The sequence below is a fragment of the Acidobacteriota bacterium genome (assembly GCA_003696075.1).
Taxonomy (GTDB): domain Bacteria; phylum Acidobacteriota; class Polarisedimenticolia; order J045; family J045; genus J045.
The window spans coordinates 1-9,175 of the sequence record RFHH01000147.1 but is presented as its reverse complement, the minus strand read 5'-3'; the positions used below and the strand labels follow the sequence as shown (position 1 = coordinate 9,175).

General features: G+C 71.1%; 7 protein-coding genes. 3 read left to right on the top strand and 4 right to left on the bottom strand.

Annotated elements, in window-relative coordinates; translation table 11 throughout:
* Both D6718_10035 and D6718_10030 read right to left on the bottom strand, forming a co-directional pair.
* On the bottom strand, positions 1-793 hold a 793-nt coding region (locus D6718_10035), incomplete at its 3' end, for a hypothetical protein (protein ID RMG44466.1).
* Positions 790-1,401 (bottom strand): TetR family transcriptional regulator, encoded by a 612-nt coding sequence (locus D6718_10030; GenBank protein RMG44465.1) that lies wholly within the window; start codon positions 1,399-1,401, stop codon positions 790-792. The genes D6718_10035 and D6718_10030, both read right to left, overlap by 4 nt.
* Before the next feature lie 451 nt (positions 1,402-1,852).
* Here D6718_10030 and D6718_10025 point away from each other — a divergent pair, with 451 nt between their 5' ends.
* The 3 genes from D6718_10025 (at position 1,853) to D6718_10015 (ending at position 6,534) form a co-directional block, all read left to right on the top strand.
* The gene (locus D6718_10025) at positions 1,853-3,271 is read left to right on the top strand and encodes a hypothetical protein (protein RMG44464.1); all 1,419 of its coding nucleotides are present in this window, start codon (positions 1,853-1,855) and stop codon (positions 3,269-3,271) included.
* Positions 3,272-3,325: 54 nt separating this feature from the next.
* Positions 3,326-5,374 (top strand): hypothetical protein, encoded by a 2,049-nt coding sequence (locus D6718_10020; GenBank protein RMG44463.1) that lies wholly within the window; start codon positions 3,326-3,328, stop codon positions 5,372-5,374.
* A gap of 317 nt (positions 5,375-5,691) precedes the next feature.
* Entirely contained in the window at positions 5,692-6,534 is an 843-nt protein-coding gene (locus tag D6718_10015; GenBank protein ID RMG44462.1) for a hypothetical protein, read from the top strand.
* A 452-nt stretch (positions 6,535-6,986) separates the two neighbouring features.
* On the opposite strand, the gene D6718_10010 is transcribed toward D6718_10015, so the two are convergent.
* Positions 6,987-7,601 (bottom strand): hypothetical protein, encoded by a 615-nt coding sequence (locus D6718_10010; GenBank protein RMG44461.1) that lies wholly within the window; start codon positions 7,599-7,601, stop codon positions 6,987-6,989.
* A gap of 74 nt (positions 7,602-7,675) precedes the next feature.
* Positions 7,676-8,851 carry a hypothetical protein gene (locus tag D6718_10005; GenBank protein ID RMG44460.1) on the bottom strand — a complete coding sequence of 392 codons (1,176 nt, stop codon included), beginning with the start codon at positions 8,849-8,851 and terminating at the stop codon, positions 7,676-7,678.
* Between the last annotated feature and the right edge of the window lie 324 nt (positions 8,852-9,175).

The window sequence follows — 9,175 nt, the reverse complement described above, 5'->3', positions numbered from 1 at the left end:
CCTTGTCGACCGGCCGGCCGACCAGCTCCTCGAGCGCGGCGAGCGCGCGCCGGTGTGCCGCGTCCGCCTCGATCGCGCGGAGCCGCGCCTGCTCGAGCGCCGCCTCCGCCTGCCGCAGGTCGGCCTCGGGAAGCTGCTCCGCCTCGACGAGCCGCCGTACCTGGCGGACGAGTTCCTCGTGCTCCTCGACCGCCTTGCGGGCGACCTCGAGCAGGTCGGCCGTCTCCGCGGCGGCGGCGAAGGCGCCGATCGCCGCCCGCTCGACAGCGTGCTGCACCGCGCGCTCGGCGGCGGCCGCGGCCGCGCGTCCCTTGCCGGCGGCCTCGAGCCAGGCGCGCGTGCGGCCGGCGTCCCACAGGAGCTGGCGGATCTCGATCGAGGCGGTCCAGACCTGCCGCTCGCCGCTCGGCAGCTCGAGCGGGACGGGGCTGCCGAGCGCGCCGGGAGGAAGCACGAACCCGGGGTCGCGCGCGAGGCTGCGCGCCCCGGCTTGGAGCGCCAGCGAAGGCCGCCGGGCGCTCCGGGCCTCGGCGATGCCGGCGGCCGCCTCGTCGACGGCGGCGCGGGCGGCCGCCACCGCCGGGCCGTCCAAGGCGAGCCGGATCGCTTCTTCGAAGGTGAGGGGGACGGAGCCTGCCCGAGGGTGCGCTTCCTCGACGGAGGCGGCGCCGGTCGGCGCGGGAGCTTCCGGTGCGCGTGCCGCCGGTGCGGAGGCCGCGGCCTCCTGGACTCCGGCCATCGAAGCCGAGAGCAGGGCGACGGCGGCCGTCAGCGCGGGCGCGGGGCGGATCATCCGCGCCTCCCCCGGCCGCGCGAGGCCGGCTCCGCGATGCCGTACAGCAGCAGGTCGAGCATCTCGTCGGCGGCGCGCTCGGGATCCTCGTCCTCCTCGCGGTGGTAGACGAGATCGACGTGGACGCGCCGGAGCGCCGTCTGCAGCCCGCGAGCGAGCCGGCGGACGTTGGCGCGGCGGAACAGCCCCTCGCGCTGGCCGCGGCGGAGGATCGCTTCGAGCATCGCCTGCTCTTCCTGGTTGAAGCGGCGCTCGCTGCGCTCGTAGAGCTCCGCGAACTCGTCGGCGACCTCCCCGGTGACCTCGAGCACCTGCCGCAGCTCCTCGAGGTGGGCGACGCGGGCGAGGAGGAGCGCCCGGAGCTGTCGGCGCGGATCGCGCTCCCCCTCGACGGCCCGGCGCATCGCCTCGAGGACCTTCGCCTCCTCCTCGGCGAGCGCCGCGTCGGCGATCTCCACCTTGCCCCCGGGGAAGTGGTAGTAGAGCGCCGCCTTGGTGACGCCGAGCCGCCGCGCGATGTCGCTCAGCGACGTCTTCTTGAGCCCGTGCCGGGCGAACAGCGGCCGCGCCGCCTCGATGATCTGCTCCCTCGTCAGCCGAACGGCCATCCTTACCTCCGATCGACCATCTGACCGATTGACTAGATCGGTAGAATAGTATCGATCGGGCCGATGTCAAGCCCGACCGGCGCACGCGATTGGGCGGCGCAGCGTACCCGGGAAAGCCGCTCCATCGGCTGGCACGCGAGGCAACGGCTGCCGCATGCGCGTCGGTCCCGCGCGTCCGCGCGGCGACGTGCGACGCGGGCCAGCCGACGCGAAAACCGCGCGAGGCGATAGCTAAGCGAAAGTAGGGCCGGGCTCTCGCGACCGGCGGCCGGGGGAAAGGGTTCGGAGCGGCGCTCGTGGTGCCTGGACAAACTGACAAAGCCTGTAAGATTAGCTCCCCCGACCCGACCTGAGCCGGAAAGGCCGGCCCGCCGGGCGGGAGGGCGCGCGGCAGCGCGGCGCGGCCTTGTTCGCACCGGAGGGCTCCGCCCACGAAGGAGAACAGGAGACCATGCGCAGACGATCGACCCCGGCCTTGCTCATCGTACTTGTCGTCTCGACGCCGCTCTCGCTGGCCAACAAGGTGACGGAGCTGGACTTGCATGCTCCGAAGCCGCTGACGGTCAAGGTCGCCTCGACGAATGGCGTCGCCTACGACGGGGTCGTCTCGACCGGGAAACTGGTGTTCCGCATCGACGCCGACTGCCGCTACGACAAGAAGCCCGGCTTCCAAGAACACGACCTCAATCAGATCTTCTTCTCCGCGCCTGGACTCCAGACGGACCTCGAGCATCCGCCCCTGCTCGACTCGAAGAACGGCGCGTACTGGGTCAAGACCCCGCTCGACTTCCAAGAGATCGTCCTCGAGACGATTTACACCGGCGACGCGAGCGGTAAGTTCGCCGATCCGATCCAGGCCTGCAACGACGAGCTGGCGCGGCGGATGTTCAACGACCCGGAAACGCCGCGGGAGCAGTTCCTCGCCGAGGGTTTTTCGCTCACGGTCCCGGAGGGGGGCCGGCTCAAGGCCACGCTGACGTGCAACCCGGTGTCCGAAAAACTCGGATTCGCCGATTTCCACGACCAGACCGAGCGGTTCGATCTGAAGATCGAGTGCCTGCCGTCCGCCGCGGCGAAGGCGAAGCTGACCGGCTCGGGGGCGGTCGAGATCAAGGGCTTCACGGTCAACCGCGTGACCGACACGATAACCTGCCCCGGCAAGGTTCCTTTCAAAGCGACGATCGCGACCAAGACGAAGCTTTCCGGCCAAGCCTGGCTCGAGTTCCTACCTGCCGGTCCGGATAGCCCCAAGCCGGGCAAGGGCAAGGCGGTCCCCTGGTCGATGAACAAGGCCGGAGAGGCAACCTCGACGTTCGAGCAGCCATGGACCGGTCCGGCCGGCAAGACCGTGCAGGGCCGGACGCGCCTCGTCTTGAGCTGGAAGGGATCGGACGGCAAGACATACACCGCTACGTCGCAGCCCGTGACGTTCCAGCGGCGCTGCGCACCCGGCCGATCGACCGTCGTGGGGCTCGCCCCGAAGATCGACGACGACACGGTCACGATCACCAGCTTCAAGGTCGACAAGCCGAGGGCGACGATGGCCTGCCCAGGAAAGGTGATCTTCCACGCGACGATTTCGAGCACGATGCGGCTTTCAGGCGAAACATGGCTCGAGTTCCTTTCGCCGGAGGGGCGGCCCAAGGTCATCGGCAAGAGCCGCAAGGTCAAGTGGTCGGTGAAAGGCCCGGGCAAGGCATCCTCGAAGCTCGAGCAGTCGTGGAACGGGCCGAAGGGAAAATGGGTCAAGGGAAAGACCCGGCTCGTCGTGAGCTGGAAGGACGGCAAGGGCCGCACGCATGTCGCGCGGTCGAAGCCGGTCGCGTTCGAGCGCCGCTGCCAAATGACGAAGGCGAAGATCCGCTTCTGAGCGGAGGACCGGATACGGCGTGGACCGTGCGGTCCTGCCGGCCTGGAGCGGATCATGCCCATCCGAACGACGACACGCGTGCAGCGCCACGCCGTCCGGATCGTTCCCGTCATCGGCGTGGCATGCGGTCTTCTGCTCGCGGGCAGCTCGGCGCACGCAGCCGGCGTTCCCGGGGCCGCGCCGGAGCTGCTCGCCCCCGAGGGCGCCGTGCGGCGGCCGCGCGATCCGATCCGGATCCGCGTGCCGGGGCTCGCCGAGCAGCAGGCCGGTCGGCTGATTCTCGAACTCGACGCACTCGACGTGACCGATGTCGTTGAGTTCGACGCGGAGCGCGATCTGCTCGCGTTCGAGCCGGTCGAGCCGCTCGAGTGGGGCGTTCACGAACTGCGGCTGGTGGAGCGATCGGCTGGCGGCGAGTCGATCGAGCGCGGCTCCTGGACGTTCGAGGTGCGTCATTCCGCGCGGCTGCGCGAGGCCGAGGTGGCCGCGGCAGCGGAGCTGAGCGGCTTCGGCCGCATCGCGAGCGGCGGTCCGGACGACCCGGGGCCTGCTTCCGGCTCAGAGGGTGTGCTGCACGCGACAGGGACGATCGCCGACGGGAGCTGGCGCCTTTCGAGCGAAGCGGAACTGGTGCACCACTCGGAGGCGGAGCTGCTGCCGCGGGGGCACGGCCACGTCGATCTCGGCGACTTCCTGCTCCGCGGCGAGGCTGGCCGCTGGTGGCTCGCGGTCGGTCACCATGCGCCCGCGCCGAACTCGCTGGTCGCCTCCGACCTGCGCCGGCGCGGCGTCTCCGCGGGCTACGGCCAGCCCGACGATCCCGTGTTCGCGGCAGCGTTCGCGTTGCGGACCCAGGAGATCGCAGGGTTTGCGGGCGGGCTGGGCGCGGGCGATCCGGGCGATCGCGTCGCCGGCGGCGCGGTGCGCGCGCGGCCGCTCGCCAGCGCACCGGAGGCGCTTGTCCTTTCCGCGACGTGGCTCGCCGGACGCGATCCGGGGCAGTTCGGCGAAGGGGTCGGCGGGGACACGGCGACCCACGCGAAGGGACGCGCTGCGAGCCTGGCCCTGGAGGGAACGGTCGTCGACCAGCGCCTGCAGTACGGCGCCGAGTACGCGCGCACGCGGTGGGATGCCGACGGTGACGGTACCGGCGAGCCCCGGCGCGACCGTGCCTTCGCGGCTCGCGTCGAGTACGAGGTGCTCGGAGGGCGTCCGGTCGGCGAGGAGCCAGCCTCGCTGAGGGTCGGCTTGGAACGGCGCCGTCTCGGGACGTTCTTTCGCAGCGTCGGCAACCCATCGGGAGCGGCCGACCAGGACCTGCTGCGCGCGACCGCGGCGTTTTCGCGGGCTGGGTTCGACGTGCAAGCCGACTTCGCACGGGAGACCGACAACGTGAACGGGCTTACCCCGCTGCCGCGCGTGCGGTCGTTGCAGGGTTCGCTGTCGCTGACGTTCGCGCCCCGCCCAGAGCGCGACCCGGAGTCCGGCACGCCATGGTACGGAGAACCGACCTGGTCCTTGAGCTGGGTCGGTCTCGACCAGGATGTCGTCCTTTCGGGAGCCGGTCTCGTGCAGGGTGCTCTGCGCCGCATGCGCGTGCTGTCGGTTTCCGCCGATTTTTCCTATCCGATGTGGAACTGGAGTCTAGGGCACACCATCGGGCGCGAGGCCGGATACGGGGACGAACCGCCCGGAACCGATGACGCGACGACCGAGCTGTCGTTCCACGTGGTCGGCCGCGATAAAGTGACCGTCGGCTTGTCCGCCCTGCACAGCCGCACGAGGGACCGGGAGCGCGCAGCCGTGCTCCGGAATGGGACCATCACGCTGGATGCCGACTTCGCGCTCGGTGCGGGGGTGCAGGCCGCCCTCGGCACGTCGTGGAACCGCGAGCGGGCGAGCGATGCGCCATCGGCCCGCAGCACGCTCGACACGACCGGCTTGCTGCGCTGGGTGATCGGGGAAGCCCGCGGGAGGCGGCCTGCGGTGGCGCTATCGCTCGAGGCGCAGCGCCACCGCTTGCGTGACAGCTCCGATCCAGAGAGCTCCGCCGTGACACATCGCGTCTTGTTGCGCCTCGCGCTACGCTGGGGAGCCGACTGATGAGAAACGACGAGAAGCGATCGCGCTGCTCGCGGCGGCGGCTCGTGCTGGTCGCGCTGCCCCTCCTGGTCGGGGCCTGGCAGGCCCATGCGGCTGTCACCGCGGTGAGTGCGACCCCTGCGTCGCGGTCCGTTCCGGTTTCTCGCCCGACCTCAGTCTCGGCCGTTTGGACTGTTACCCGGACGCTCGCGGGCGGGACGGCCGGGGCGACAGTCCTCTCGCTGTCGGGGACGTTTCGGGCGGGAAGCCCGACGGGGCAGGTGCTCGGGACAGTATCGCGCAGCCTGTTAGAGACCCGGCCGGTTGCCGCGACGACTGTGTTCACGTTTCGGGAGACGGTGCTCGTGCCCGCAGCCGTGGTCGATGCAGCGAACCGGCTCGGTACCTCGAGGTTGTTCTACGTCCGGGTTTTCGACGACGGCGCCGGGTCGGCGACCGGAGCCATCGAGCTGCGGATCACCGGTGGCGCCGCATCGGGTTTCAGCGTCGAGCGCGAGGCGCTTGCGTTCGAGAACGGCCGCGTGATCGAGGTCGTCGCAGTCGGCGAGGACGTGCGGGCGGTGGCGCGATTGAATCTGTCCGGCAGCGGCCTGCTGCGGGCCGTGTGGGAGATGGCCGATCCGGCAGGTGTCAGTGGCGATCCGGTTTACCGCCCACTGCTCACCGTGCGCCGGTGGGTGACCGGTCGCCGAGCGATCGAGCTGCGCAGCCCGCCGCTGCCGACGCACCTCGCCGGCCTGCACCTCGTGCGGCTGCGCATCACGGACCCGGCCACCGCGTTCGAGCCGCCCTTCGTGCGATATGTCGTGCGCGGCGAGGAGGAGCGCGCGCCGGATCGACTGCATGTGTGGTCTCCAGCCGCGGGGGCGATTCTCCGCGCCGGCACCCGCTTCGGCTGGGAGGCGATTCCGGGTGCGCGTGTCTACAAGCTGGAAATCTGGGATGCGGGCGCCGGAGGCCGGCGCGTCGCCGGCGTCGTTATCGGCAGCGACCACACGGAGGTCGAACTGTCGGACGTGACGCGCAGTCGTCTCACGCCTGGCCGGACGTACACGTGGCTCGTGCGGGCCATCGACGCTGCGGGCCGCGTGGTCGCACAGAGCGAAGTGCGGACGCTCGTCGTCCCGCACTACGACGCTCCGCTCGCCGGGGAACGCTGACATCTGTGCGACCACCCACGACGAGCGGGTCCGTGTGCGCGTGGCACCGGCATGGGCGCGGCATGCCGGCCTTGCTGCGCTCGCCCGCCGTGCAGCGCCGGTAGAGGGGCACGACCGGCAGAGAGCGCGCTTGCGGAATGGCGTGCGCTGCGGAGTGGCGCGCTGTCGGGAGCGCTCACGGCTTCCGGCGATCTGACCGCGCTCGAAAGCGCAGGCGGGCGCGCGCGCACGCCCTCTAGCGGCGCTGCAGGCGGCAGAAGCCCCGCTTCGCCGGTTTTCCGCACTAGGCGACGTCCGCGGAGTGCGGGGCGATCCCCACGCGCGATGCTACGAGATACGTGCAGAGTGGATGCTGATCAGCGTGCCGCCTCTGCCGCTGGTGAACGGGCGCGTGTTCTGCCGTCCGCGTACGCGAGAAACGGCAGGCGGGCGGCAAGCGGAGGGAGCCGCTGTCAGCACTCGGATGCAATGAACTCCGTCAGCGCTTCGTGGGCGCCGCCGATCCACGGGTTGCCGTGCGCCAGGAGGAGATGGTCGAAGTGCAGCGGGAGGAGCGTGGAAACGGCTCGCCGCAGCTCGCGCTTGACGGTCTCGGGGTCGGGGCCGAGATGCCGGTCGGGCACGAAGCCGAGCGGGCCGTCTCCCATCCGGACGATGCAGTCGCCGAGGACGAGGACCGGCGGCTCGCCCGAGAGCAGGAACGCCGTTTCGTCCGCGTGCGGCGTGCCGACCGCGTGCGTCGCCACCCCGAACGGCAGGTCTTCCCCGGCGGAGAAGGGCCGCAGACCGGGAAGCCCGCCCAGGTCGGCGCATCCCCGGCCTTCGCACCAGACCGGGATCCCGAACGTCTCGGCGAGCGCCTCGGCATCACGCCGGTGGTGCCGGTTGGTCAGCAGGATCTGTTTCGGCTCTCCCAGCTCGCGCAGCGCCTCCGCGCCCTCGGGCGGCTGCATCGGGTCGATGAGCAGGCCGTGGTCGGCGACGAAATAAGAGCTGACCGGCACGCCGATCCGCGGATGGACCGCGGTCCAGTGGAACACCCGAGGGAGGACTTCCCTCATCCCCATGGGACCTCCTCGATCGGGGCGGCCGGGCGCCCGCCCGCCCTCCACATGGCCCGGCCTTCAGCCTACCGCGGGTGTCAGCGGGTTTCGAGCGTCAGCACGCCGGCGTTCCCCGCCGAATCGGTCACGAGAATGTCCGCCTGCTCCACGGTGTCGGGGCAGTTCACGAAGAAGTCCACGATCCAGCAGTTGGGATCGTCGCCACACAGGACGCTTCTCTCGGTCTGGGTGGTGGGGGCGCGGACCAGCACCTCCACCTCGCCCATCCACGAGGACGGCTCGCCCGTGACCCACGTCCAGGTGTAAGGCGGGATCCCTCCGGAGACGGTGGTCAGCACGTTGTCGTCGGGGCAGACGTCGTTCCACAGCGGGTTGTCGCCGAAGACGAGCGTTCCGCCGACGGAGCGCACCACGGTCTGCGGGAAGGCGACGGGGAAGGGCGCGTGCTCGCCGGGCCGGACGCCGGTCCGGCGGCCCAGCCGGGCGGAACCCCAGGCGTAGCCGGCGACGAGACGCCAGTTCCCGTCGTCGTCGATCTCGCCGTCGGCGAGCGTCCAGACGTGGCCCGGCGAGGGCTCGATCTTCCAGCGGAGGACGAGCGACGACCGGGCCTGCCCGACGTCGTCAGGATCGGTCGCCAGCAGGTCGGTGCCCGCGAGTCCGACCGCGAGTTCGGACCGCTCCGACGGCGCGAAGGCGAAGGCCATCTCGAGACGGTCGAGCGCGCGCTCCTTCAGCCGGAGTTCGTGCGGCGCCCGGCCGGCCATTTCGGGCGGCAGCTCGAGCCGCAGGTCCTCTTCATGCTTGAGGTCGGCGGGATCGACCGGGCGGGGCCGGGTCAGCGGATAAGCGTAGGAAAGGTCGAACCGCGAGCGTTTCAAATACAGCTCTCCGACGGCACGCGCCTGCAGGAAGGTGTTGTCGAAGGCCGTGCGGATGCCGTCGAAGAACAGGGCCGAGCCGCCCAGGTTCCCTCGCCGGAACAGTCCGAGCGATGCCCCCCAGACGCTCCCGAGATCGTCGCGGCCGTACATGATCGAGCCCTGCAGGTCGGCACCGCCCACCGGAAGGACTCCGGTCCACATGAGCCGACCGAGGGCGGTTCCGTCCTGGCCGAGCGGACGTCCAGCGCCGAGTTCGAGCGAAAGGTCGCTCCCGCTCCGGCCGCCCTCGTCGGCCAGAACGCCCGCGATCGATGCGAGGCACACGGCGCAAACCAGCACGCCGCGCGCGAAGATGCGATCATCCCCCATCGCGTCTTTCCCCCTTGGTGTCGAGCGGCACCCCCCCGGTCCCTTTCGAGCAGAAACGAGCGCCGAATCTGTAGGCCCCTCGGATCGGATTACGCAACGGGTCCCGGCGCGTTAGCTGGACCGGTGGACGCCGGGTTCCCTGGCCGGAAACTGGGGAATCCTGGCGCCCGGAGCGCGGGCCCCGGGGCCGAGGCCCGGCGGGCGGTTTCCCGTCGCGTTCCGCGAGTCGCGCATTCGGAGGGAGGTGCACCCTCGATGGTGCGCTGCACCGGCGAACTCGGTGGCGGGCCGACAGTTCTGCCCGCGCCGGCGTGCACCGACCGG

What these genes read in the sequence shown, in the direction of transcription:
- D6718_10030 (RMG44465.1), bottom strand. Translation starts at nt 1,401, where the DNA reads ATGGCCGTTCGGCTGACGAGGGAGCAGATCATCGAGGCGGCGCGGCCG.
- D6718_10025 (RMG44464.1), top strand. Translation starts at nt 1,853, where the DNA reads ATGCGCAGACGATCGACCCCGGCCTTGCTCATCGTACTTGTCGTCTCG.
- D6718_10010 (RMG44461.1), bottom strand. Translation starts at nt 7,601, where the DNA reads ATGGGGATGAGGGAAGTCCTCCCTCGGGTGTTCCACTGGACCGCGGTC.
- D6718_10005 (RMG44460.1), bottom strand. Translation starts at nt 8,851, where the DNA reads ATGGGGGATGATCGCATCTTCGCGCGCGGCGTGCTGGTTTGCGCCGTG.
- D6718_10020 (RMG44463.1), top strand. Translation starts at nt 3,326, where the DNA reads ATGCCCATCCGAACGACGACACGCGTGCAGCGCCACGCCGTCCGGATC.